The following is a 26,924-nucleotide window of genomic DNA, read 5'->3' on the forward strand; positions in this document are numbered from 1 at the left end:
TTAATTTTGGACCAACTCGCCTTTAAACGCCTTTTGTAAAAGACTATTAAACAATTCTTCTGATTTTTTTAAACTCTTTTGTGTGATAGATTTTTGCTGTTCAATAATGGATAATTGATTTATAAATTGATGTTGTAACTCAATTGGCGGGTCAATAATAGGAAAATCCTCAATGTGACCTTTGTTAAGTTGCCTTTTATCAATACCACCTACACATACATTTCTAATATGACCTCTATATTCCTTTGTTGTCAGTATATGCAAAACAAACTCATTTATAATTTCTTTTTTAAGCCTTATAAAATAAACGTGGCCATTTACATTTGCTTTATCATCCTCACCTAAATACATTGCAGCTCTACCCAAACTACTATTTTCCGTATTAATTCTACCCGTTTTTGTCATTAAAATGTCTCTGTGCTTTAGGCTGCTTTTCATCATTTTATCATGAGTCGCTTGATTTATAAAAGCTATATCTTCATGCACTAATCTATTCTTCCAAACATTTTGACTTCTAAAAAATGTAATACCTTCTTGAACATAAACTGCACTTCCGCCTTTCGGCGTATTCCCACTATGTATTTTTGTTGAAATTTCCTTTAATTTTTTAACTTTCCACCCTTTAGGATTACTTACAGGGTCCCCAAACATATCCAAAAATAGGGCATGTGAGAGATCACCATATTTTGCCAGAAGTGTTAGGTCTTTTTGTTTTATTGAATCTGCTGCATCCAGTATATTGGCAATTTTTTGTTGTTGAAATATTGGAGGTAACGGTATTTGTAGGCTTTCTAATATTGGTCTTGAAATGTGAGGAATAGTTGCTCCGGTACAATTTTCCCTTAAATACTTAAACTTTGATTGTAAAAACCTACCTACATAATCAACATTAACACCTTCAACTTTTGGAGTTAATTTAGCCAAAGTACTTCCAACAACACCTTTTAAATTATACCCTATAGTTCCTGCATTAGCGCCATCCCAGGCTATAAGGATATCATTTAAATCACACAAAACGTTTGAAGGACTTTTGACGGCAAATTTTAAAATATCATCATTTCTAAGGTCACCTATTTGAATATATCTAAGTCCAGTATCGTTGTCTGATTCTTTCGCTTTTTTGCCTTTGGAAATTTTAAATAGATTACTTAATTTTCTCATTTCAACAATACTTCTAAAGTTTGTAAAGCTGCATCTCTCTCTCTGTTCAGTTCCTTTATTTCCTCAATAATAGTTGCTGGTGGTGCATAAAACACTTCATCATATATTACTTCTTTGTATCGGCTAATAGATAAATCCCAATCATTAGCAATAATTTCCGCAACTGGAACAAGAAAGCTTTTATCCTTTCGTTTTCTTTTAGCTTCCCCAGTTAAATTGTAATAACGGTTTACAATATCTGGTATATCATTTTCTTTTGTTTCAGTTCGTTGATCATTTAAAGAATATCCATCAGATTGCATGTCATAAAACCAAACATTATCCGTTCCTGCCGTGCCTGTTTTAGTGAAAAACAGAACGGCAGTACTAACTCCCGCATAAGGCTTAAACACCCCACTTGGCATAGATATCACGGCATCTAATTTGTGTTTTTCTATTATCTCTTTTCTAATTTGCTTGTGTGCATTAGAGCTGCCAAATAGCACTCCATCCGGTACTATTACCGCGCATCTACCACCGGTTTTAAGCATACGTAACATCAAACCTAAAAATAGTAATTCTGTCTTTTTAGATTTTACGGTTTTCAGTATCGACGTTTCTACCCCATCATAATCTAAACTCCCTTTAAAGGGTGGGTTCGCTAATATTAATGAGAACTGGTCTCTTAAATCTCCATTGCTTTCACTCAAGGCATCTTTACTAATGAGTATTGGGTTTTCTATACCGTGTAATTGTAGGTTCATTGCGCCAATACGTAACATGGTACTATCAAACTCTACACCTGTAAACATATTACTATTGTAGTGCTCTCTAAAGGCTTTATTATGAAACCAATCGGGGTGTTTTTCATGTATATACTCTCCTGCTGCCACCAGGAATCCCGCAGTTCCTGCCGAAGGATCGCAGATGGAATCTTCTTTTTTAGGCTGTACCATATCGACAATCATTTTTATGATATGTCTTGGGGTTCTAAATTGCCCATTTCTTCCAGCAGTAGAAATTTTAGATAGTAGATATTCATACACATCTCCTTTAGTATCCCTATCGTCCATTTTGATTTTATCAATTAATTGTACAACTTGGTCTAGCAACCTAGGTGTAGGAATCATAAATGTAGCTCCGCTCATGTATTTAGCAAATACGCCGCTGGCATCACCTACCTGTTTCATATGCTCGAACACAGAAAGGTCATCTACTACCTGTTTCGTGAACAAATCGAACATTGCTTGTGGCTCTTTATTTTTGAAAGAATTCCAACGTAATTCAGACTGTTCTTTTGTAAATATTATGTTGCCAATAGGCTTTTTTATCATTGCTGATTTTCGCTCTTCTAGCAATTGAATTTCATCTAACCTACGTATAAAAAGTAGGTAAGTAAACTGCTCAATTACAGTTAATGGGTTAGATACTCCGCCAGTGGCAAAGCTGTCCCATATCTTATCTACTTGTGATTTAATATCTCCTGTAATCATTTATTCTATAGGTTTTGTACTCTTATAATTTAGTTACTTCTTGAGCCATTTGATTTTCTCTAACAACAAATTTTATTTTATCATTTCGAGACAATTTCAAATTTACAATGTCGTTCTTATGTATACTAACCTTTTTACCTTCTCTATTAATTTCGGCTGTCCCCCAACCATTATTAGCAATTTGTAATATTCTAGAAATTTCATATTTATTACCAAATTGGTCAAATTCTATATCCTCCCAAAAACTTTTGTTTAATGCCTTATTACTGTTTGTTTTTGAATATTCTGAAAACCATATTAAAACATCCATAAGTTTATAGGCTAAGCTGTATAGCAAATATGGAGATTTAATGATTTTCCTATAATCTTGATAATCCATATTCTGTGTAATGTCTACTTTAGAAGTATGTGAAGCTGCTCCAGTTACCAAAATAATAGATTTCACATTTTCAGATATAATTTTCGGAAAATGCGTTTTACTGCACTTTACCTTTGAGTGTCTAGCATCTTGTCCAGAAAGGAATAAACCCGATTCTGTTATATTAACTTGACTGCCTCCTTTTTGCACACATGCATCATGAAGCAAAGATAATTCATTGGCTTTCCTGAAAAAATGTTCTAAAACTATTCTTAATTTGGTAAAATAAAGTTCATCTTCAAAGTTTGCGAACCCGTTCTTTACTCCATTTAAAATTTGTAATAATGTCTTTTCAACTTCAGGTTCATAATCCTTTACGACTTTAAAAATTATCGGATTTTCATGTCTAATCTGAGTTTCTATTTGTTTTGAAGAAGCATCGACCAGCATCTGAAAAAGCTTATCCTCATCGTCACTTTTTCCTTTTTCAAAAACGTTTTTAAATGCATTGTTAAACTCCTCCGAAGCATATGCTTTTGCCTGCCCAGTTAAAACAAAATATTCAAATTTTTTTGGTAACTGAAGTATTCTATCCTTAGTTTGATGTACCCATTTTGTATCTTCAGAACCTGGGCTATCGTTTTCATTTTCAAAAAATTTAGCATCCAACAAAACAGAATCATATAAATGATGATTTCTTTCAAGCTCACCGCATCCTCCATTCATTGATTTAAAGGGCACAAGAGTAATATCATAATCTATTGCCGTTTTATGTAATGCAGACAACTCTTCATGTTGATCATCTATCCAAAGTATATTGTATTTCGTATTATTCATTTAATAATGGTATTATCGGAAAATTAAACTTAAAGGTAACTGGATAAATATCATTTTCATCCAAAATCAAATGCCAATCAGGATTTCCAAAATGACTAGCTATTCTATTAATGTCATATCCTCCCAATCCAGTACCCTTTTTATTATTAGCAGTACTAAATTTAGCTACAAACTTATTTTTGTCGAAATTTTTCGGAAAGGGAAGGCCATTGTTTTTAATTGTTAGTTCTAAAAAGTCCTCAAAAACTTTAGCCTCAATGGAAACTACATTTCCCGTTCTTTTTTCTTCAAAAGCATATTTTTCAGTATTTGATATAATGTTATCTAATAAAATTTTCATTAAAGTTAAATTACAACTTATTGCCTTATTACTAATTTCCATCCTGGTCAAAGGTTGGTAATCAATCTTGAATTTCAAACCAGTATCAGGGTAATTTTTAATCATACTATTAATCTGTTCTAATGAAGCAATGGAACTTTGATAATTGGTTAAAACAAGACCACCTTCCCCCTTCTCTAACATTGCACTTATATGATTAATATCGTCACGGATTTCTTCAAAAGTTTTAAGTAAATCAACTTTATAATGATTTCTAAACTTCTTTTTTACTTCCTCAAATGCTTCGGAGTTATTGCTATCAAAAAATCTTAAAAGACTTTTTGCATTAGATAAAATATTTTGACGGGGAGCACCGATTGAATGTTTTAAGGACGCAAATTCATCAAATTGATTAACTGTTTTCCCATGTAATAGAGCATTTCTTTCCTTTTCGAGATTATCTAATTTTTTAGATAATTCTTTTAAACCTTTTACCTTTCCTCGTTGTTCTTCAATTGTAGGTAATTCGACTTTAATATTTAAAAAATCACTTCTTTTAAGAGAAGGGATCACGCCTGAAACTCGAAATAAATCAACTTGCTCCGAAATAATCTCAGCATGCATCTCATTTATTAGATAATATTGATCAACTATATTTTGATCTACATTGAATGCTAAAATATCTGGTGTTATATAAATTGATTCTCCTTGAAAATCAAAATAAGTAGCCTTCAAAGTTTTAAACCGTAAAGAAATAAGAACACATGATTCTGAAATACGCTTGGAGTGTCCGGGTAAAACTTGCAATTCAATTTGATTCAAATTCAGAAAGTAATCCTGACTTTCGTTTTTGAGATTTCGAATTTTAACTAACTTTCCTAATTTCCCCTTCTCAGTTCTCTTACCTTGAATAGGCGTTATAATAGCTTTTAATGGCAATCCACTGAAATCTCTTGCAAAATAACGTTGTACACTTAAATTATACTCGAAATCTCTTACCTTAAAATTAGGAACAAAGCGTACAAATTTCGAGTCTAAATTATCATCAAGAATATCTAATAATCTTTCAAAATCTAGTTTGTTGCCTTTAACATTTTTTGAAATAATAAAATCCTTGGCATTTACCATTCGAATCTTTCCATGATTTTGAGAATTATGGCTTAAGATCACTATGCATGTTGGTATCGCTGTATGACTAAGTAATCCTGTGGGTAAAGAAATAATTGTATCAATCTTTTCTTGTTCGACTAGTCTTTTACGAAGTTCATATTCATTACCTCCTCGAAACAAAATACCTTCAGATAAAACTGCAATAACCTTTCCATCATTATGTATGCTTTCAAGTCCTCTATCTAATAAAAACTGTTCAAATGAAATATTTCTAAATCCATAACTTGGGTAATCTGTATTCTTCATTTTTAATCCATAAGGTGGATTGGAAACAATTAAATCATATTGTATCTCAGAAGGCCAATTCTCTATAGAATCTTCTAATTTGTATTCAACATTTCTTAAACTGTTAATTCTGAAATCTCTATTACTCAATAATCGTAACATACCAAGAGCCCATGTGGTTTTATTTAGTTCTTGGGCAAAATATTTTTGATCAGAATTTATATTGGCACTAAATGACGCTAAACCAGCAAATGGATTATATATTCTAGCATATTCAGGTACTGCTGCCAATTCCATAACAAGCTTAGTAATTTCAATTGGAAGCAAAAATTCACCAGATCGCTTACCTTGAGATTCACTTAGATGATATAGTAAATTTTCAAAAATCAATTCAAATTTGATTTCTAATTCTTTTTTATCAATTTGGATTAAATTATAATAAAAATCTTCAAAATTTTCTTCGTTAATATTTTGAATTATTGGCTCGTATATTTCAAATATTCTGGCATAATAACCCTCAATTTTCAACGAGTTTTTCAATCTAATAATAATATGATCCTTTTTAGTGCTAAAATCATCGATAATGTTATCGTTGTAAGCAGAAAGTAAAAACAATACTACGTGAAAATCATCAACAGGTATAGCTCCTCTAAGAATATTAAAACACTTCCAAATTTTATTGGAAATATACTTTACATCTTCATTTTCTTCATGACCAAAATCCATAATAATTTATTTAAGTTCTACCTTACAAAGTAAAAACTTAGATACGCAACTTAATTGCACACCTAGGTAGTATAATATTTATTCATTTCAATCGCGTGCTTTTTTATTTCATCCTTTACAATATCAGGAGAAATCACTTCCAAGTCCGAACCGAATGATAACAAGGTCTGATAAAGCTCTCTGTTAGGGATTACCAAAATAGTTATTGTCCTGTTTTCCGGATCTGACTTATCTACTTTTTGTGTTGCCCCGTGGATTGGTTTTGTAAGAACATAATTTATTCTTTCTAATGAAAACCTCAGTTTGATTTCAACGGGGTTTATGTCTTTATCCCTTGATACGCCAATAATCTCGTCAAAGTAGTCGCCCCAGTCAATTTCATTTTGTATAATGTCCAAGTTTAATTCGCTGAAGCCTAAGATTCGATCTAAAGCTAAGGTTGTCACTCCATTATACTTAACTCCCTCTTGGAATCCAAACAAGAACCATCTGTTATTATACTGCTTAAGATGGTAAGGATGAATAATTCTTTTTGAACTTTTACTTTCTTTGAATGACTGATATTCGATTTCTAAAACTTTTTTTCTAACCAATTGATTATAAATCTTACCAACTAATGGTTGACCGGTATAATCTCTATTGCTTTGATAACTAATTAACCCACTAAAATCTTCATGTACCAAATCGAATGCAGATTCAATTCTGGGGAATAGTTCATCTAGCCAATTAAATTCTTCACGATTGCGATATCTTGATAGAATTGATAAGGTCTCTGAAAGCTGTTCTTGATCTGATTTGTTAAGTAAGTGATTCCCAAGAGCGTACTCGGAACGTGAGTATTTAAAAATGGTTTTTTTTGTATCAAAAAGGCCTTTTTGAAATACCGGGAACTCTTCCATGTCATAATTCCTACCTATCCCTTCTTCAATTTTCTCTTTTATATATTTAATATCGTTCTGAATAGTTTTTCTTGAAACACTATCATCAAGTGCTTCGGTAATGTGCTCTATTAATTTTTCCAATGTCCATTTAGCTGCAGGACTTGAAAAACACTCATCCAAAATTGTAATACGTTTCTGAAAATTTTTATTTAATGGCATTATCTTATTTAATGATTCTTAATAGCTAAATGTTGATTATACCAATTTAATCAACTGGGTCTTTAGCCACTCAAAAGCAGCTCCTTGGTCATATTCAATTTCAGGTCGCAATAAAGCCTCCATATCTCCTGAAAAGTTGGGGTCAATTTCCTTTTGCTCCATATTCTGTAAAAACTCTTTTTGGGTAGGAGATTTGCCAACCGAAAAATTCATATACGCCTTAAAGCATTTAAGAATATGGCCATGGTCTAATTCCAGATGTGATCTGGAATAATCCAAATCGAACAAATCCCGGCCTTTACTGCGTTGGTATAAAGCGCGTAGCTTGGTGCCAAGAAGTTCATTGATGTTATAGGTTCTAATATTGGCGCTCCCTGTAAACCAATCGCTTTTAACCTCAAATGGGAACTCTACCCAGCGTAAAACATTAAAGTGCTCTTTACAATTAATTTCTAATTTGAGGCGTAACCGTATGTCCTCGTATTCAGAAGTAAATCTATAAAACGCTTTTGCTCCATGACCGCTGACTTTGGTGTTTCGGGGTTCTTCAAAAAATGTAATTACCTCACCAATTCGTTCCATAATTGGTTTGATGGGACCTTCCTTAATTTGAACCAAATCAATATCTTCAGAATATCTAGGTGCGGGGTGGAGGTATAGTTTGTGTAATGCCGTGCCACCTCTAAAAGCTAGATTCTCTCTTAGAAAATCATCGGAAAACAACTCTACCAGGGTTCTGCTAATGACCAAATCTTGTTCTACTTGTGAAAATGATTTCCATGGGGCATGTTCTTGCCACTCTGCTATGTAGGGTCTTGGAATCATATATCGCTCTCTAGTTTGATGTTTTCATCAACTTTCCAAAAATTAGTTACGGCTCCAGCACTTTTTTTGGATGATGGGTTGAGCAAGACAGGATAATATTTTACTGTTTTGAAATATTCAGTAAGTACTTGAATTAACTTCTCATTATCGTTTTCGAATCCATCAATGAAATATCCCAATCTTTGTAAAGTGCTTTTGTGCGGATACCAGGACAATAAATCTGATAAATTGGAGTAGGTGATACTGTCCATAAGCTCTTCTAGGACAGAGAGCATTCTATTCAATCCGCCCAATTTATTTTGATAGTGAATTAGGTCCACAGCGGTCAATACTGGATCTGAAATTTTGAAAATTCCAGCATCCGATTTTTTAGTAAGGATATTTTTTTCAGGCCAATTGGTGGTAGTAAAAAAACGTATATCCAATGCCCCTTTGTTTATGTCCAATAGGGTTGGCTTTGTAGTAATTATATAATCACGCTGAATTTGCTGATGACTTGCACCATGAAATTTTGCTGCGGAGTATAAACCGATATAATAGGGCCTTTCTAAGTATTTAAATAGCTTTTCGCTATATAATTGAATCGGCAGTTTGGTCTGTTTCGAGTACCTAGGGGGGATAATGAGAAAAAATTCCCTTCTTAGCGGAATAATATCCCCTTTTTTAGTTAAGTATGATAAATCCGTTGTTAGGTCCTCCTTATCTTTCTGGATCACCTCTTGGAGCTCATCCTTGGAAAAGGAGTATTCTTCAAGTGAGAGTTTTTCTTTTATGAAATCGGCGAGATACAATTATAGTAATTTTCCGAGAAAGTTAGTAATAATTACTAATTATCTCGCATTTTTACTAAAGTATTTTTAATTGAGTTGTTGAACTTCAATAACACTTCCAGACCTTTTTCTACAATATCAGTATCTAACTCTTTAAGATTGGCTAGGTAAAGGCCGGAGTCTAATAATCAGAAGTTGTTAATGAAGGGCCTGTGATGGCTATGTATTTAGCCTAAAATCTAAGATTTCAAAAATGTCTTTTTGTTTATAAAATTCCACCGTTTTTCACTTTTGCACTATTTTCATGTAACATGAAAAAGCGAAATAATTGAAAAGTGAACGTTAAGATAAAAGCAATTATAAGTAATATTCAAATGAAACTATGAAAATTTGCGCCAACACAAAAGAACGTGCGCAAATCTTAAATTGGTATGAAAAACATGTGCAATTGCCATTAATTACTTTATGCAATCGTAGGCTTTAAATTGAACTGGCCTTAAACCGCCATATCTAAAGTATCAACAAGGTAGAGTCTATTTTTGGCTAACCCTACACCAAAGCGGAAAGGGATATCAATGAATTGGATTCAACAAAAGCTAAATGGGAGACAAGGTTATCCAAGTCCCTGCGGAAGTTGTAAAACTTCTGGATTTTTCAATCTCCTCAGGACCGCTCATAAAAACATGGCACTATTACTTTGAAATTACTTAAATTAGATTGTTAAATAATTTATACTGAATGATAATTCATGTATTAAATATAAAATTGAATCTTAATGAATGATAAATCATTCACAAGTTGGCATGCAAATCGTGATTGGCTAATGACATCTGTTTCAACACCTTTTTGTTTGAGGCAATTGGTAAAACTATGCCGGGCAACAGAATTGCTTGAATTTTCAGGTTACAGTAATATGGACTTGAAAATAGCTTGAAGAGTTTTTAGTAAAATTGTCCGTGTTCATTCATTTTGACTGTTCATTGTCCATGAACATTATAAAAAAATGAACGGTTGTGATAGAATATCGCAAAAAGGATTTCATTTATGACGTTATTTCAATGCTATTTTTTTCTATTAATTGTTCGCTTTGAAAAGTTAGTGAGTATTTGCATTAGTAAGTTGCTTATTGTAAAAACATAGGATATTTTGCATTAACATTATTCTTATTGCAAATTTTCGCGATATTTTGCAATAGTAAAAAGTACCTGCATCCAATCATTTTAACTTGTCTTTTCGCTAATCTATTTATAACAACACCTCAAGCGCCTTATCCACAATCTCAGTATCCAGTTCTTTTAGATAGGCTTGTGTAACCGCTAGATTCTGATGCCCTAAGGATTCACTAATGACATCGGTGGCCACACCTTTTTGCTTAAGGCAATTGGCAAAACTATGCCGGGCCACATAACTGCTGACATTTTTCGTGATATTACATAGTTTGGCGATCTCTTTGAGCTCCTTATTGTAAATACCGAGCATTTTATGTTTCCTATCAGCAAGTTGGGTGGGGGTATAGTCTTCGCGAAACAATAAGGGGAATACATATTTGTTGCCATAGCCGTGAACGCGATAATAGTCCAAAATTTTCTTTACTGGGGGCATAATGGCTATGGAGAAGTTTCCTTTGGTCTTCGCTCTGGTGTAATAGATGACGTTAGCCTCAACATCTTTCCATTCCAAGCACATCATATCGGCAAAATTCATTCCTCTGGTATAGAAGCTAAAAACAAAATAGTTCTTACAATTTATTAAGTGCGGATGGTCTGACAAATCTAAATTGATGATGCGCATAATCTCTTCAAAATCCAAAGCACGTTTAAATCCTTTGCCTCTTAAGTTTGATATTTTATAGGTTTTAAAGGGATATAAGCTTTCTTTTATTACACCGCGCTCTATAGCTTTATTAAACAATGCCCTTATGGCCCTCATTTTAACACCAACGCCACCATCTGTACCACCTCGGGACCTAAGAAAGGCATCATATTTACTTAAAAAAGCAGGGTTTACCTCTCTAAAATTTAACTTCTTCATTTTATGAAAAATTTGAATGGAGGTTTTGGCATCTTTATAGGATTTTGCATTGCCGATGCGTCCAGCAAAGGTCATTTCTTGAATAATCTCATCAAAAAAAGCAAAAACATCATTGCTTACTGGGTTAAATGTAACTCTATATCTAGAATCAAATTCCTGTATACTGTAATCGGGATTTTCAATTTCCAAATCAGTTATAATTTGGTAAGCTCTTTCTTTGAACTTTACAAGTAGTCTGTTGAATTGGACATGGTTAGGATTTCTTTTATTGAAACTTCCTGTGGAATCTATCCATTCATCCAATTTTGCATTGAATGGTGTTTTGTAGTGCCTACATTGCCTTTCTTTTGTTACGCGCAAACAGACGGGATAGGTTCCATCCGATAACAATTTTTTCTTGAGAACGATTTTAAGTGTAATCATATTTTATAAATTTGGGGACAACATTTAAACTTTCAAACCCTTCTATATCCTATTGAATATGGTAGAAATGGGGACAACATAGGGACAACAAATGGGTTATTAAATGTAAAAATTGTATTTCTAAATACAAAACAAATTTTCATAAAACATTGATAATCAATACATAAGTTGCTAAATGGCACTACATGAAAGCACGTCTTTAGCGCCTGTTAATCAGAGGGTCCTTGGTTCGAGCCCAAGAGGGGGAGCAAAAAATAAAAGAGCTGCACGAAAGTGTGGCTCTTTTATTTATTACCCGTTTGGAGCGAGAAGTTTACCCTGAGCGGAGTCGAAGGGAGCCCAAGAGGGGGAGCAGATAAGCCCGGTAGAACACTAGTTTTACTGGGTTTTTTCGTTTTTAGATTTTAGTCTATCCCAAATTCATGATTAAAGTCAGCAAATAATCGTTCAATCTGGATTTCTGAAGTAGCCATACCCTACTTTATTCCTTTTTGTAAGTTATTTACATTTTTAGGCGATAATTTGATGTGATTATAAATTGGTTTTAATAAATTTGAAAACCACTTAATAAATAACCATAACCAATTGGAATCTAGCAAATTTGTACTATATACAGCGGATAATAAATATGTGGTTGAGTATCTACTAAAACAACTCATATTGAGTGATAGTATTACAGAGGCGCTTATTTTTGATAATCACGAAATAGCCATTGGGTTTAGGAAAATGTTGGCGACTGATTGCCAATTGCAATGTTCTATTAATACCTACATTGAGTAATGAGTTTGTGATAGGAAAATATTTTGTTTTTTAACTGGGCAAAATTCTCATCAAACCTTTCCTGTCCCTACCTCTAATTTTTGATTTCCTTGCACTCCAAAGTACTGTCTGTGCTAAGGATTTGGTCTTAATCAAAATGATACTATTATTTAGGCATTACATTGGATTAGGCCCAACTTCCAGAGATTTGAATTTTACTGGTTTGAACCCATGTTCGAATGATAAGTTTTTTGGTTTCCGAATTTTTCGCAAGAATAGCTTGTATGCATTCCACTACTGTCCATTCACCATTTGTACTAATTTCATTCGGCTTTTTATACCGATTTTGGTGTATATCCTATGCGTATGGTCCTTAACCGTCTGTAGACTAATAAACAATTCATCTGCTATTTGTTGGTTGGTCTTACCCAGGCAGATTTGTTCAATAACCTCCTTTTCACGATTCGAGATTTCATACATACTAAAAATTAATTCCTTTTTATCTTGATTGGGGTTTTCGGTATGGAAAGGGACAAATAACAAATGGGCATTGCGTTTCAGATAAAATAAGGGGGCAAAATTTGAAATAAAATACACCAATATCACCAGGCCAACAATCCATTGGCTTGAAAAGGCAAAGGGCAGTGCCCCCAGTCTTAATACAAGGGCCAAAAGCATTAAAATTACAAAGCGGGCCACTATTTTGTTATGTGTTCGTTTCTGCCTTTTTAAATAGTGCCATACAATCCCAGAAAATAGGAGCATATAACCAAGTTCCAAAACAGCAAATATGGCCATTTCAGTATAAATAACATGTGCTTCAATGATTACTGGAAGGTTGTCCTTAAAAAAGAAAATTCCGGAAACCATGATAATTACAATTGCCAAATAAACTAGATAAATACGAAATGCCCTGTTATCCAACTTTACGGCGACCAGCGTATATCCCATTTTAACCAACATGAACCAGGAAATAAGCAAAAAGGGCACGCCAAGTACAGGTAAAAAATTGGTTACCGTTTCCACGGTATCATCATCAACCTCAATTGAAGTGAGTATAACCCGCATAATGATCGGTGCCCATATGCCATAAAAGGCAAATGAAAAAGAGGTGACCAAAAAATAAAAATAGTTGCGGTGAAACTCGGTATTGTAGGTAGTGATGAATTGGTGGGCCACTAATATACTTGCCGATGTTATGGCGGCACAAAAAATAAATATCACTATGAAGGTTAAACTTAGCAAGTGCTGGATTGTTATAGGTTAAAAGTATGAAAATGCAGCTAATACCTACCCCTACCTTAGTAGTGATTTTAAATTCACTACTAAAGTTGGAACGCTTTTTAACAAGACACCCTTAAATTTATATGAATTTAAAATTGAAGCTCATGGAAGTCATAAAAGAAGGGAAAAAACCTGAAGCAACTATATCTGGAAGTTACGGTTATGGTTGGCAGCAAATGTGGAAACACTTTTTATATTTGTTTTTAGTGATGGTCATTGTGGGTATTGCCGAATCTCCTGCTTCCATTGTTCGGGATTCCGATGCCGATAATTCCCCAGTGATGATAGTTTTACAGATTTTGGCCGCAGCCTATTGGTTGCTTTTCTTTTCCGTGGTGAAGTATGGTGGCGATTTAATGTACCTCCGTGCCATTCGTAATGAAAAATTCGAAATCAGTGAAATGTTCAACGGCTTTAAAAAGAATTATACCAATATCATCCTTGCTAATTTGCTCACCTTTGCCATTGTAGGATTAGGGTTTGTTTTGTTAATTGTACCAGGAATTATTTTGGCCTGTAGGTTGGTATTCGTTTCCTATCTGGTCATGGATAAAAATATGGAGCCCGTTGCGGCTGTTGAAAAAAGCTGGGAAATGACCAGAGGGCACGGTTGGCAGATTTTTGGAATGGGATTGCTTGTAATTCCTATAGTAATTGGGGGACTCATTTGTTTTATTGTTGGTATTGTTTTCTCCATTATATGGATTTCCGCTGCTTTTGCCTCCATGTACCATGCGGTCGACCTGAAGGAAAAAGAACAATTGAATGAATTTGGCGCTGTGAATTAAAGTGCCTATACTGTGATCAAAATGTTCAACGAGAACTTTTGATAACGTGGGATTATTTTGAGCTATTCCTTTCCAGCAGATAGTTGATCGTTTTTTAGGGTCCTAAATAGTAGGAATAGTACCTGATGCATTTCCTCTCCTATTGATTGTCTTAGTATGGAAAAGGCTTTGGTGATATGTGCCTCGACCGATTTAACAGAAACTTGTTTATATTCGGCAATTTCCAAATTGGTGAGTCCATCATGTTTGCTCAACATAAATATTTCTTTGCATTTCGGAGGAAGGTTTTGGATGGCCCGTTTTACTAATTTTATTCTTCGTTCCAGGGCATATTCATCTTTATTTTCCACCATAGTGGTTAGCGCATCAATATATTTTTTCTCTAAGGGAACTACTAATTTCTGCTTTCTATATTCATCTATAAATTCATTGTAAACCGATTTATAAAGAAAACTACTAATTTCAAAATCCGGATTTAAACGATTTCGTTTCTTCCAGGTACGTATAAAAACATTTTGGACAATGTCTTCAGCAGCTTTCTCATCATTTATAAGACTATAGGCATAAAGACATAGCTTGTGATGATAGTTGTCCACCAGGAAGGTATACGCTTTAGAATCTCCTGATTTAAGAGCTTCAATCAATTGTAGGTTGTCAAAATATTCAAATGGCATATGGTAATTTGGTAATAATTGTCGGTTAATTTGGGCAATTTATAAAAAAAATGCATTTAAAAGTTAGGGTATTGTAAAATACATACGTATTAATTGTAAATAGTACGTTTCTAATGGGCAATAAAAAAGCAAAGGAACTAATTACCAAATTCCTAACACGTCAAGCCTCGGCAGCCGAGTTGGATATGTTAGCAGTATGGTTGCAGGATGCTGAAAACGAAAAATTGTTCATCGACTATATCAAAACAAATTACGCCATTGAACACGAAATGAGACAATTCGACGCCAATAATCTAAAGAATAGGTTACAGCAATTAATGGATGAAGAGATTAAGGCTGTCAGACTAAAGAAGATCCGTAAAATAATTAGTTATGCGGCAGCAGCAGTGGTCACCGGTTTATTGGTCACTGGTTATTTCCTTAGGGAAAATTTTTTCTCCAAGACAATAGAAACGAATACAAGAATAATTAGCAATAATGTTAATATTGGATCGGAAAAAGCCACTTTGACCTTGGAAGATGGCTCTCAAGTTGTATTGGAAAAAGGGAACACTTATCAAACACAAAATGCAAGTAGTAATGGAGAGGAAATAGTATATGGAGCAACTAATAGTACTGTGGCAGAAGTAGTTTATAATTTTTTGACCGTTCCAAGGGGAGGTCAGTTTCACTTAGTTTTATCCGATGGTACCGAAGTTTGGTTAAATTCCGAATCCCAACTTAAATATCCGGTGAATTTTATTAAAGGTCAAATCCGAAAAGTGGAGCTGGCATATGGTGAAGGATACTTTGCTGTTTCCCCGAGTACGGAACATGAAGGTTCAAAATTTGTGGTGTCCAATCAATCCCAAGAAATAGAGGTTTTGGGAACTGAATTCAATATGAAGGCATATAAGGAGGAAGCTAATATTTATACCACCTTGGTGGAGGGCAAGGTGGTAATTAGTACCGCAAATGGAAAACGCGAACTGCAACCCTCACAACAGGCAAACCTAAATCTTAATGATAACAGTATGGAAGTTGCTACTGTTAAAGTTTATCACGAGATTTCCTGGAAAGATGGTGTTTTTAGTTTTCGAAAAAAACCTTTAGTGGAGATCATGAAGGTGTTATCTCGCTGGTATGATATGGATGTTAATTTCGAAAACCCTGAATTGGAAAAAGCAGGGTTTAATGGGGTACTGGGAAAAGATCAAAGTATAGAGGATATATTGAATACAATAAAAAATTTCGGGGTCATCAAGGACTACGAAATAATTAATAAAACAATACTCTTAAAATAAAATTTTTTAAAAAAAGGGAACGAAGGAGAACATTTAGCGGTGCATCAACTTCGTCCCTTTAAAGCGTATTACTTAAACAAATGTTCAACCAATACTATGTAAATTTATGAAAATTAAATTAATTCAGTCCCGGTCGTTCGTCCGAATGCGGGTATTATTCATGATTATGAGAACCTTTATTTTTCTATTGTGCACAACCGTTTTTGGGATTACAACGGAAAAGTCATTTTCTCAAGAGAAAATAATTATAGACGCCAACAAGGTAGTCTCTGTAGATGAGGTCTTTGATATTATTCAAAACCAGACCAAGTATCGTTTTTTATATCCAGACGATTTGTTTGCAGATGCTCCTCAAGTGCAATTACAGAAAGGAGTGATTGGAGTAGATGAGCTTTTAAAGCAAAGTTTATCCAAGAGTGCTGTTGAATTTGAGCTGTCCAGAAAAAATCGTATCGTAATCCGTGAACGGCACATCAATTCCGTGTCAACAGAAGAAGTTTTGCTCCCACAGCAATATGAAGTTTCAGGAACAGTGACGGATCAGACGGGTCAACCCTTACCGGGTGCCAATATTGTTGAAAAAGGAACAGCCAACGGGGTAACAGCCGATTTTGACGGGAATTTTTCAATAGATGTTGCTAATGAAAACGTAACCTTAGTGGTTTCCTACATTGGCTATGCTACAAAAGAAGTTCCCATTAGGGGAGAGTTCAATCTTAATGTTGTGTTGGAGGAAAGTGCTGCTGGCCTTGAGGAGGTGGTAGTAGTAGGTTATGGTACACAAAGTAAAGATGCATTAACAGGTTCTGTTGCGCAAATAAAATCGGATGATTTTAATAAAAGACCTTTGACAAATGCAAGTCAAGCCTTGCAGGGTTTAGCTGCTGGAGTACATGTAAGTCAATTATCAGGTGAGCCTGGACAAGATGTAACACAAATTACCATAAGGGGTATTTCATCGTTTACAGGAAGTAATTCAGCCTTAGTACTAGTAGACGGTATTGAGGCTGACCTTAATGCGGTAAATCCTGACGATATAGATACGATTTCGGTTTTAAAAGATGCTTCTGCAACCGCCATTTATGGGTCTCGTGCAGCGAACGGAGTAATATTGGTAACTACCAAAAGAGGTAAAAAAGGAGAGGGACAACTTAACATTGATATGTACTCTGGATTTCAAACGGCTACAAGATTACCCCAACAAGTCTCGGATCCCCTGACCTATATAAATGTACATAATATGGCCTTCGAAGTACCAACTACCGGAGACCTCAATGGGCCTATAGGAGCCCCCTTTTTATCGGATGCGGCTTTAGCACGATATCAGGCATTTTTGGATGAAACCGGTTTTCAAGGAACAGATTGGATAGATGAAGTATTTAATACCGCACCCATAAATAGAATCAATGTTAGTGCAAGGGGTGGCTCAGAAAAATCAAATTATTTTGCTTCAGCATCTTACTTGGATCAAGAGGGTATTTCCATAGGGACCGGATCAAAACAAGGTACTTTTAGGTTAAATTTAGATTCGCAGATTACTGAAAAAATACAGATAGGTGCCACGGTTACCGGTAATTATAGAGAGAATATTAGACCTAATATCAGTTCTGGGGGAGGCCAATTATTTTTAGCCATTCGACGACACCCTACAGTACCCGTCCAATTGGATAACGGCGCTTGGACAGGGAATAAATTTGAGCAGGGAGGATTTGGAGCAGATTGGGATAATCCAATTGCCATTGCGAACGAAACTAAAAATACGGCTAAAGAGTTGAGAACTCTGGGAAATGTCTATATTCAATACGAGCCAATTAAAGATTTAAAAATAAAGGGCTTAGCTTCAGGTAATATGACCAATATTGACATTACAGCCGTAAATAATGCATACGACTATTGGCGTGTTAGGGATTATTTTGAAGATGGGACTTTTTCACGCGCAGGGGGTAATTTTAATAATAGCTTGAACAAGGAGCATACAACAAGTTTTAATACCCTTCTGCAAACAACAATAAACTACGATTTTGATATAAATCAAATTCACTATTTTGAAATTCTTGGAGGATATTCTGAAGAGTTGCAGAGATCAGAATCTTTGAATGCCGGTACTAGTCAGTATAATCAGCCTGGTATTGAGGTTATCGGCAATTTGAATCCAGAAAATGAAATAGCTGGAGGTAGTGCTAACCATATTGCTTTTAGGTCTTATTTTGGACGTTTAAATTACGATTTCGAGGGGAAATATTTATTGACCGCAAACTTTAGGGCAGATGCGACTTCTCGTTTTGCTCCAGAAAACCGATGGGGTTATTTTCCTTCTTTTTCTGCAGGTTGGATTCTTTCTAAAGAGAATTTTTTTAATACGGACGGGTTAATAAACTTTTTAAAGCTTAGAGGATCTTGGGGTGAGGTCGGTAATCAAGATACAGGAGGACTTTACCTGTACCAATCCTCAGTTGCACAAAATGCCGGATTAAGTTATGTTTTTGATAATCAGCAAGCACTCGGCGCCGGACCTACAAGTTTAGCTAATAGGGATGCCATTTGGGAAACTGCTGTTAAAAAAGACATAGCATTGGAAGGACGTCTATTTAAGAATAGATTGAATTTTAATTTTAATTATTTCTTTGAAACACGTAAAGATCAATTGTTGGGGTTTCCGGTGCCTGGATTGGCTGGGGGTTTGGGAAACCCAGTTGTTAATCTGGCAGAGGTTGATGCATGGGGCTGGGATTTTGCGCTAGGATATTCCAATAGCGTGGGAGATTTTAATTATAGCGTTAGTGGTAATTTATCCCACGCAGAAAATGAAGTGATAAAGATAGCCGGAGATGTGGACAGGATTATACGGGGTCCTGTTGGAACCCAACTTGTTGAAGTGGGATATCCTATTGATCAACCTTTTTTAATTGTAGCTGATGGTTTGTTTGAATCTCACGAGGAAGCACAGGCGGCGCCAATTACAGATGGTAGAGGTAATCAAACCGCAGGTGATATTAAATATATTGATCAGAATGGTGATGGGGTCATAAGCCAACAAGCAGCAGCAGATGATAAAGTGCCTGTTGGTAAGCCTTATCCTGATCTGGTCTACGGTTTTAATATTGATTTTAACTACAAAGGAATCGACTTGTCAATTCAGGCTAATGGCGTAGCGGGTGTCGATTATTGGGCTACTTATCATGCAGTTGAGCCATTTTCCTCCCAAGGAGGTATACCTAAACGTTACCTAGAGGAATCTGTTAGTTTTAATCCTAATGGAACATTGCCTAGAGTGGTATTTCAGGGAGTATATCACGGTAATGAAGGATTAAGGTTTCCTTCTACTTTCGATCTTTACCCTGGCGGTTATTTAAGAATTAAAAATATCCAAATTGGATATTCCTTTCCGCAGAGCGTGATTTCCACAATTGGGCTATCCAAGTTTAGGATTTATGCAAATGCTCAGAACCCATTTTTGATTACAAATTTGTTTGACGGGATTGACCCAGAAAGACCATTGGGTAATGGAGGGTCGGTTGATTTTAACCGCATTCCAACTACGAAAATCATTTCCTTAGGATTTAATATTGCACTTTAAAAAAGAACACAAGATGAACACAAAGTATATATATAAAACTATATTATTAAACCTTGCAATGGGTTTATTGTTATTGGGTTGTAATAATGATTTTTTAGATAGGAATGATTTAAATGGGCTGGCAGAAGGTAATTTCTTTAAAACAGAAAGTGATGCTACCCAGGCATTGAATGCTGTTTACGGGGTTTTACAGGAAAACACCTTTGCGCTTTATGCCCCTTTGTTAGGTTCGGCAACCGATGAGATTGTAAGGGGGCCAGGGAGTCAAGGTTTTTCTGATTTATCAGATGGTACGGAAGCTCCAGGTAATTCTGATACCGCTATCCAAAGACGTTGGAACCATTGTTATGAGGGGGTTTTTAGAGCCAACTACTTTATAGAAAATGTCCAGAACGTTGAAATGGATGAGGCATTAAAGAATAAAATGGTGGCGGAAGCCCGTTTTTTAAGAGGGTTTTTCCATGCCAATCTTGTACCATATTTTGGAGATGTGCCCTTGTTGCTTAATACTGTGTCCATAGACGAGGCAGTTAATATGGTTAGAACTCCAAAAGCAGATGTTATGGCTTCAGCCATTAGTGATATTCAATTTGGAATCGATAATTTGCCAACAACGGTATCAGAAAATGGTCGATTGACAAAAGGAGCAGCAGCTGGCTTTTTAGCTCGTGTTCTTTTGAATGAAAAAAATTATGATGCAACTATAAATGTGACGCAAGATATAATAAATGGGGTATATGGTTCTTACAGTTTATTTCCAAACTTTTCAACTCTTTTGTATGAGGAGAATGAAGGCAATTCTGAAATATTATTTGATATTCATTTTAGTAATGTAGAACCAAGCGTTGGTGAGTCTATTAATTGGCATTCAGTAACGCAGTCTTCAGCTCAAGGTTCTGCTACTTTTAAAGAATTAGTGGACGCTTTTGAAAGCACTAATGGACTTACGATAGATGATCCCAATAATACCTTATTCGATTCTGCAAATGAATATGCAAATAGGGATCCAAGACTTTGGGCGTCCATTCAATATCCAGGTGCAATTTACGGCATTAAGGATAATGATGGTAATTTCGTATATAACAGAGGTGTTTGGCCCGAATGGTTAACTGGCGATTCCAATGATTACCCTTGGTCCAACCGTTATCACATGAAAAAATATCTAAACCCTTTGACAGATCCTCCTAGACAGGATGGACTTACACTGCCTGATGGTACCAATTTTGTTGTAGTTCGTTATGCAGATGTTTTGTTAATGTATGCAGAAGCAAAAATAGAATCTGGATCCATAGATCAATCTGTTTTAGATGCTATTAACACTGTGAGGGCAAGGGCATATGGAACAATTAAAGAAGATACTTCCAATTACCCTGCAATAACAACTATGGATCAATCGGAATTAAGGGTTGTTTTGAGAAGGGAAAGGAGGGTAGAATTGGCATTTGAAGGATTGCGCTGGTTAGACTTGGTAAGATGGGGTACTCTAAAGGAAGCTAAGGCAGCAGTAGGCAAAGGATGGCAGGCTAATATTTGGCCTATACCAGAATCAGAGATAGAACGTGCAAAAGGGCTGACACAAAATGCGCCATGGAACTAATTCATATTCTTTAATCTGATGAAAATATTCAAAGCTCTGGGTATTAAAAATAGGAACTATACAATATTGTTTAACTAATTTATTCAAAAGGGCAGACCAAAGAATCTGCCCTTTTTTTACCTATTATGCTCTTTTGCATTTCTTTAACATGACCGGATATAGGGGTAACATAGGTAATAATAGATATTTTTCATTTAAAGAGATTTTGTTATAGTCATGAAAATTTCAACATTTAAGTCTTTAAAGTCATTCGTTCATGCAAAAAAGTACCATAAGAGGTACTTTTACTAGTGGCAGTATCAATATCCTTTGTCGAATTTTAAAAAATTTAAAAAATGCTTTTTTTGAGAAAAATCTTAGGATTCTTAAAAGCAAATTATACACCTTACTAAAGTATTTCACACATGAAAAGAGTATTCAATTTTATTACAATACTGTTCGTTTTCTCCCAACCCTCCGTCCATGCGCAAAGAAATAAGGCAACAACCCAAACCCCCAATATCATCTACATCCTTGCAGATGACCTGGGGTACGGCGATGTAAAAGCTTTTAACCCCGAAGGTAAAATTGCTACCCCTAACCTGGACGCCATGGCAGCCAATGGCGTTAAGTTTACCGACGCCCATACGTCATCGGCGGTATGTACTCCAACTCGATACGGCATACTGACCGGGCGATATAATTGGAGATCTTCCTTAAAGAGCTTTGTGTTGAGTGGTTATTCCAAATCCTTGATAAAACAAGAACGTACCACCATTGCCGAAATGCTAAAAACACAAGGCTACAATACAGCCTACGTAGGCAAATGGCACTTGGGCTGGGACTGGGATATTCAGGATCAGAATCCCAACTTAGAGCATAATAAACTTAATGCAAACCCAGAGGTGAACTTTGCCTCTCCTGTCAAAAATGGCCCCGCTACCCATGGGTTCGACTATTCCTTTGGTTTTTGTGGTTCCTTGGATATGGCGCCATATGTTTACGTGGAGAATGATATGCCTACTATGGTGCCGACCAAGACTACGGTATCGGTCGATGAAAAAGGCATTTGGAGAAAAGGACCTACCTCGGACGATTTTGTTCATGCAACCGTGCTTCAGGATCTGACGAATAAGGCCGTGCAGTATATAGATGAAAAGTCCAAGGGCAAATCGCCCTTCTTCTTATATTTTCCATTGCCTGCCCCCCACACCCCTATTTTACCTACCACGGAATTTTTAGGCAAGAGCAATACCAATATGTACGGCGATTTTGTGATGCAGGTGGATGATGTGGTAGGCCAAATAAGGACCGCCCTTAAAAAACAGGGTATATCCGAAAATACGCTTTTGGTGTTTACCAGTGACAATGGCTGTTCTCCAAAGGCCGACTTTGAGGAGCTTGCCAAAGTAGATCATGATCCCAGCTATACTTTTAGGGGTACCAAAGCGGATATCTTTGAAGGAGGGCACCACGTACCCTTTATAGTAGAATGGCCTAATAATGCTCCAAAAAATACAAGTACGGACAAAATTATCTGTACCACCGATTTTTTTGCTACTTGCGCTGAATTAACAGGGTATAAAATTAAAGATACCGAAGCGGAGGACAGTTATAGTATGCTGTCTCTTATAAATGGGGAAAAGGATGAGGAAATACGTGAATATACCGTACATCATTCCATAAATGGGTCTTTTGCCATCAGACAGGGCTCTTGGAAATTAAGTATTTGTCCCGGATCCGGGGGTTGGAGCTATCCAAGGCCACAGGACATAAAACAAGAGAATCTGGATTTACCTGCTATGCAGCTATACAATTTGGCGGCCGATATTGGGGAAACAAAAAATTTGATAGCCCAATTCCCGGAGAAGGCTACCGAGCTTAAGTCGGCCCTTAAAAAAATCATTCTCGATGGGAGAAGTACTCCTGGGGCCAAACAGGAAAATGAAGGTATGATGGGCTGGGAACAAATTGAAGGTATTATAAATTAAATTTTCAAGAATTCAAACTACACAAATCCATGCGAAGGTTTTATATATCCATTCTCTCTTGTCTTGCGATATTACATGTTTCTTGTCAAAAACAGGAAAGTAAGGGGCAACCTAATATTGTTTTCATCCTTGCCGATGATTTGGGCTATACAGACCTGAGTTGTATGGGCAGTACCTACTATGAAACACCCAACATAGACAGGATAGCGGATCAAGGAACTATTTTTACCAACGGATATGCCGCCAGCAGGGTCTGTAGTCCCTCACGGGCAAGTATAATGTCAGGCAAATTTACTGCTAGACACGATATTACAGTACATATTGGGTCTCCTTCTGGTGAAGCATGGCGAAAAAGGAATCGCTTTACAAAACTGCTTCCTGCAGAATATACCCATAACCTACCCAAGAAGTATATTACCATGCCCGAAGCGTTGAAACAGCAAGGTTATAAAACTTTTTTTGCCGGGAAATGGCATTTGGGGGACAAGGGTTCTTGGCCCGAAGATCATGGATTTGATATCAATGTTGGCGGCTGGACGTCTGGAGGGCCAAGGGGAGGTTATTTTTCTCCCTATGACAATCCAAAATTGGAAAACCTGAAGGATGGTGATAACCTATCGCACCGCCTTGCAAATGAAACGGTTAAATTCATTCAGGAAAATAATCCGCAGAAAACCGGAAAACCCTTTTTTGCCTATCTCTCCTTTTATGCGGTGCATTCGCCCATTCAGACTACTCGTGAAAAATGGAAGAAATACCGGGACAAGGCAGTGCAACAAGGAGTGGCGGAAAGCGCCTATAGCATGGGAAATTTTTTGCCCATTCGCCAGGTGCAGGACAACCCAATTTATGCTGGCTTGGTAGAGCAAATGGATGAGGCTGTTGGGCAGGTGCTTTCTGCCCTCGATGAGTTGGGGCTTGAGGAAAGTACTATTGTTGTGTTTACGTCCGACAATGGAGGGGTGGCAGCCGGAGATAATTTTTCTACCAGTAACAAACCCTTGCGAGCTGGTAAAGGATATCAGTTTGAAGGTGGTATAAGGGAACCCTATTTTATCAAAATCCCTGGTCTATCCAAAGGAGGGGAGAAAATTGACTACCCAGTTTCGGGAACAGATTTTTATCCCACATTTTTGGAGTTGGCTGGTGCCCAACAACTTCCCAAGGAACATAACGATGGAATTAGCCTTCTCCCTTTGTTTAAAGGGGAACCATTGGCCGAGCGTGCCCTTATCTGGCACTTTCCACACTATGGTAACCAAGGGGGGGAACCTTCTTCCATTATTCGTCGGGGCAACTGGAAACTCATTCATTACTATGAGGATGGAAGAAAAGAACTCTATAACCTGTCTAAAGACCTTGGGGAGGCAACGGATCTCGTGGCGGACTATCCTGATAAGGTACAGGAACTTAACATGGAGTTGTTCGACTATCTAACAGAGGTGGGGGCCAAATACGCAAAGCCCGACCCGGAATATTCTGAAGAGAAGGCTAGGGAATTTTTGCACAAAATGGAATATGAAAAAATGCCCGCACTGGAGAAACAACGGATGGAGATGTTATCCAATGATTTTGATCCCAACAACAATTGGTGGGGCAGTATGGTGACCAAAGATTAAAAATGTAAAAATGAAAATTATAATGATAGTGCGAAGAATCTTCTTTATTATTGCCTTGCTGACAGGGTTGGTGTCCTGCCAAAAATCCCTTGATAATTTCAACTTAACTTCCCCAGATGATAATATTGACTTGAGAATTTCATTGATTGATAGTACCCTTACTTATCAGCTTAATTGGTCTGGAAAAGAAATACTTGGAATTTCTGAATTGGAAATATTCACTGAGTCTGCAGTAACTGTATTGGATTCCCGGATTGTTGAACACGATAGTACATGGACTACTGCGTGGGGGCAGCAAAGTAGCATCCGTGACCATTATAAAGAACTTCAATTGGATTTAAATATCGATGGAGTGGGAGGGAAAATGCTGGCGAGGGCCTATAACGAAGGTGTGGCTTTCCGTTTTGTGCTTGCAGATGGTCCAAAACCAAAGGAGGCAGTACTTAGTTGTTCGTACGCCTTGCCAGATGGGAGTGCCTTTTTTGCGCCTCGGGGTGAACACGAACCTATGGGCCCCCTTAGCCTTAAGGATTTAAACACCTATCATTCGGGAGAAATGGATAAGGGTCTAAAAACAACAATTAGTGTGCCTTTACTTGTTGAAACACCAGACCATTTGTATATAGCGCTTTTGGAATCGGACTTGTATGCAGCAAATGGCTTTAAGTCTATGAATCTTGGAGTTAATTTGGAGGCTGGAAATGTTGAATCTATTAACAAAGTTGAATTAAGTGAGGAAGGTCTTACTACACCATGGAGGTTAATTCTTTTAGGCAAATCTGCTGGCGATTTAGTCGTAAACACCACTGCTATAAACTTGGCAACCCCATGTCAATTAGAGAATACAGACTGGATAAGACCAGGAAAGTGTTTATGGGATTTCCGTGTAAATGGATATACCGCTCCTGATGGTTTCGTCTATGGTATCAATACAGAAAGTTACCTTCGTTTTATTGACTATGCGGCTGCTACAAGTATTGAGTATTTTATGATCGATGGTGGATGGTATAGCGGGCATTCTGATGGAGAATTCAAAGTTAAGGAGGATCTAGATATTGCCAGAGTCATGGATTACGCGAAGGAAAAAAAAGTTGATGTTATTTTATATTATGACAGAAAAAGAGGGGATTTTGGGGACACTCAATTATATCCCTATTTTCAATCGCTCGGCGCCAAAGGGATAAAGTATGGATTTATGGGTGATAACCCGGACTTTTCTCGAGGAGCCATTAAGAAAAGTGCTGAAAGTGAGTTGCTCATCGACTTTCATGATGGGCCAGTTCCTTTTACCGGTATACACAGGACCTTTCCAAACGCAGTCACCCGCGAATATTGTCACGCCCAACAAGATTCAAGAAGAGCCTTTACTCCCGAGTCCTTTATTAAAATGGCATTGATTAATGCCATAACGGGTCCATTGGATATGAACAACGGTAATTTTGATATAACGGGGATAAATAGTGGTTTGCGGCATAAAAGCCCGCTTGAAACAAATACTTATTATTCAACAGTGGCCTCTGAAGCCGCCCGAACGCTAGTAATTTTCAGTGGATTGGTTTGTATTCCTGATGCCCCTGAGGCTTACGAATCCAAGAAAGATCTATTTGAATTTATCCAAAAACAACCTGTAGGGAAATGGAACGAAACCCGAATTCTTCATTCAAAAATTGGGGAGTACATCACAACTGCCCGACGCCATGGGAAAGATTGGTTTATTGGCAGTGTGTACAACCAACAAGGTGGGGAATTGGATATTGAGCTCAACTTTCTGGATGCAGGGACGGAGTATAAGGTAACGTATTATGAAGATGCCCCAGAAACCCATTGTAAGACCAATCCAGAAGCTTACCAAGTGAGGAATGGTAAAGTAAAAAAGGATGATGTAATTAGTGCAATAATGGCCCCTGGTGGGGGACATTGTATGTGGATAAGGCCTGTATGGAGTGAATAAACATT

The 26,924-nt window shown here is 36.5% G+C and carries 17 protein-coding genes; 7 read left to right on the plus strand and 10 right to left on the minus strand.

Annotated elements, in window-relative coordinates; all coding sequences use genetic code 11:
• The 9 genes from C7972_RS03445 to C7972_RS03490 form a co-directional block, all read right to left on the minus strand.
• Positions 1-1,161, minus strand: a complete 1,161-nt coding sequence (locus C7972_RS03445; protein ID WP_110354842.1) for a restriction endonuclease subunit S — start codon at positions 1,159-1,161, stop codon at positions 1-3.
• Positions 1,158-2,633 (minus strand): class I SAM-dependent DNA methyltransferase, encoded by a 1,476-nt coding sequence (locus tag C7972_RS03450; protein ID WP_110354843.1) that lies wholly within the window; start codon positions 2,631-2,633, stop codon positions 1,158-1,160. The genes C7972_RS03445 and C7972_RS03450 overlap by 4 nt, the downstream gene beginning before the upstream one ends.
• Before the next feature lie 22 nt (positions 2,634-2,655).
• The gene (locus C7972_RS03455; protein WP_110354844.1) at positions 2,656-3,828 is read right to left on the minus strand and encodes a hypothetical protein; all 1,173 of its coding nucleotides are present in this window, start codon (positions 3,826-3,828) and stop codon (positions 2,656-2,658) included.
• Positions 3,821-6,268, minus strand: coding sequence for an N-6 DNA methylase (locus C7972_RS03460; protein WP_110354845.1), 2,448 nt, complete (start codon positions 6,266-6,268; stop codon positions 3,821-3,823). Before C7972_RS03460 ends, C7972_RS03455 begins: the two co-directional genes overlap by 8 nt.
• A 62-nt stretch (positions 6,269-6,330) precedes the next feature.
• Complete coding sequence (locus C7972_RS03465) at positions 6,331-7,368, minus strand: YafY family protein (RefSeq protein WP_110354846.1); 1,038 nt, start codon at positions 7,366-7,368, stop codon at positions 6,331-6,333.
• Positions 7,369-7,404: 36 nt separating this feature from the next.
• Positions 7,405-8,193, minus strand: coding sequence for a nucleotidyl transferase AbiEii/AbiGii toxin family protein (locus tag C7972_RS03470; protein WP_110354847.1), 789 nt, complete (start codon positions 8,191-8,193; stop codon positions 7,405-7,407).
• On the minus strand, positions 8,190-8,984 hold the full coding sequence (locus tag C7972_RS03475) for a type IV toxin-antitoxin system AbiEi family antitoxin (RefSeq protein ID WP_110354848.1): 795 nt from the start codon (positions 8,982-8,984) through the stop codon (positions 8,190-8,192). Before C7972_RS03475 ends, C7972_RS03470 begins: the two co-directional genes overlap by 4 nt.
• Before the next feature lie 1,224 nt (positions 8,985-10,208).
• Positions 10,209-11,417: a site-specific integrase gene (locus C7972_RS03480; protein ID WP_110354849.1), complete on the minus strand. Its 1,209-nt coding sequence runs from the start codon at positions 11,415-11,417 to the stop codon at positions 10,209-10,211.
• A gap of 1,053 nt (positions 11,418-12,470) precedes the next feature.
• Positions 12,471-13,400, minus strand: coding sequence for a helix-turn-helix transcriptional regulator (locus C7972_RS03490; protein ID WP_146216259.1), 930 nt, complete (start codon positions 13,398-13,400; stop codon positions 12,471-12,473).
• A gap of 164 nt (positions 13,401-13,564) precedes the next feature.
• Here C7972_RS03490 and C7972_RS03495 point away from each other — a divergent pair, with 164 nt between their 5' ends.
• Positions 13,565-14,248, plus strand: a complete 684-nt coding sequence (locus C7972_RS03495) for a hypothetical protein (RefSeq protein WP_110355138.1) — start codon at positions 13,565-13,567, stop codon at positions 14,246-14,248.
• A 62-nt stretch (positions 14,249-14,310) separates the two neighbouring features.
• Here C7972_RS03495 and C7972_RS03500 read toward each other — a convergent pair whose 3' ends face one another.
• Positions 14,311-14,922: an RNA polymerase sigma factor gene (locus tag C7972_RS03500; protein ID WP_110354852.1), complete on the minus strand. Its 612-nt coding sequence runs from the start codon at positions 14,920-14,922 to the stop codon at positions 14,311-14,313.
• 113 nt (positions 14,923-15,035) lie between these two features.
• Here C7972_RS03500 and C7972_RS03505 point away from each other — a divergent pair, with 113 nt between their 5' ends.
• The 6 genes from C7972_RS03505 to C7972_RS03530 all read left to right on the plus strand — a co-directional run bounded on the left by C7972_RS03505 (position 15,036) and on the right by C7972_RS03530 (position 26,919).
• Positions 15,036-16,205, plus strand: a complete 1,170-nt coding sequence (locus C7972_RS03505) for a FecR family protein (protein WP_110354853.1) — start codon at positions 15,036-15,038, stop codon at positions 16,203-16,205.
• A gap of 166 nt (positions 16,206-16,371) precedes the next feature.
• Positions 16,372-19,782, plus strand: coding sequence for a TonB-dependent receptor (locus tag C7972_RS03510; protein ID WP_181422808.1), 3,411 nt, complete (start codon positions 16,372-16,374; stop codon positions 19,780-19,782).
• Positions 19,783-19,795: 13 nt separating this feature from the next.
• A complete protein-coding gene (locus tag C7972_RS03515) occupies positions 19,796-21,379 on the plus strand; it encodes a RagB/SusD family nutrient uptake outer membrane protein (RefSeq protein WP_110354855.1) in 1,584 nt (527 codons plus the stop codon).
• 404 nt (positions 21,380-21,783) lie between these two features.
• Positions 21,784-23,349 carry an arylsulfatase gene (locus tag C7972_RS03520; RefSeq protein ID WP_110354856.1) on the plus strand — a complete coding sequence of 522 codons (1,566 nt, stop codon included), beginning with the start codon at positions 21,784-21,786 and terminating at the stop codon, positions 23,347-23,349.
• A 29-nt stretch (positions 23,350-23,378) separates the two neighbouring features.
• Complete coding sequence (locus C7972_RS03525) at positions 23,379-24,968, plus strand: sulfatase (RefSeq protein WP_110354857.1); 1,590 nt, start codon at positions 23,379-23,381, stop codon at positions 24,966-24,968.
• Positions 24,969-24,978: 10 nt separating this feature from the next.
• Positions 24,979-26,919 carry a glycoside hydrolase family 97 protein gene (locus C7972_RS03530; RefSeq protein WP_220020860.1) on the plus strand — a complete coding sequence of 647 codons (1,941 nt, stop codon included), beginning with the start codon at positions 24,979-24,981 and terminating at the stop codon, positions 26,917-26,919.
• Positions 26,920-26,924 lie beyond the last annotated feature (5 nt).

This window comes from Arenibacter sp. ARW7G5Y1 (genome assembly GCF_003201775.1).
In the GTDB taxonomy this organism is placed as follows: domain Bacteria; phylum Bacteroidota; class Bacteroidia; order Flavobacteriales; family Flavobacteriaceae; genus Arenibacter.